Source organism: Streptomyces sp. 13-12-16 (assembly GCF_002114215.1).
Lineage (GTDB): Bacteria > Actinomycetota > Actinomycetes > Streptomycetales > Streptomycetaceae > Streptomyces.
Window position 1 is genome coordinate 1 of the sequence record NZ_NCTE01001438.1, and the last position, 778, is coordinate 778.

1 protein-coding gene is annotated in these 778 nt (G+C 77.5%); it reads right to left on the bottom strand.

The annotated features are described in order from the left end of the window. A partial coding sequence (locus B7767_RS42215) for an SAV_2336 N-terminal domain-related protein (RefSeq protein ID WP_306298056.1) occupies positions 1–778 on the bottom strand: 778 nt, incomplete at both ends.

Consider the following 778-nt stretch of genomic DNA (forward strand, 5'->3'; position numbering starts at 1 on the left):
GCGGTGACCGCGGAGCGCGCAGCCCCGGCGCCGGGACGCCCGTCGCGAGCGTTCCCGGCAGGACGGCCGGCAGGGCGCGGCGCACACCCCTCTCACCCGTGACGAGGCCGGTCCAGGCGGCGATCGAACCGGACTTCAGGGACAGCACCGGGACGGGCGCGACGCCGTCGCCCACGGGCGGCAGGGGGCGCATCGGGTCGGGGCCCTGGGGCGGCGGACGCAGTACGAGGCAGTCGTTGGCCGCGCCCAGGCCACCGGCCTCCAGGACCGCGGGGTGGGGGTGGAGCGAGGAACGGTGCCGCATGTGGGGCGGCAGCAGGTGCGTCAGGGCCGTGGGGCCGGCCCGCCCCAGCCGGTCGAGCAGCGTGTCCGCCGCGGAGCCGGCCCAGCCGTGGGCGAGTCCGTCCGTGACGACCATGAAGAGGCGGTCCCCCCTGCCGTCGAGGAGTTCGCCGATGCGGGCCGGGGTCCGCGCCCCGTTCCAGCGCAGCGACACGGGGCCGGCGGGGGCGAGGGTCAGGGCCACGGTCCGTACGCTCCGGAAGGCGCCGCTGTGTTCGGCGGCCGCGGCCAGGCTCGCCGTCTCCTCGTGCCAGACGGCCATGGTGGGGGCGTCGTCGACAAGGAGGACCAGGTCGAACGCCCGGACGTCCGCGGGCCGGAACCAGGGCAGCCACAGTCCGTCGGTGATGCCGCGCTCCGCCGTGGCCTCCTCGTCGAGTTCCACGGCGGTGCGGGAGGGTACGCGGCGCGCCAGCCGGTGCAGGGCGACCGCCAG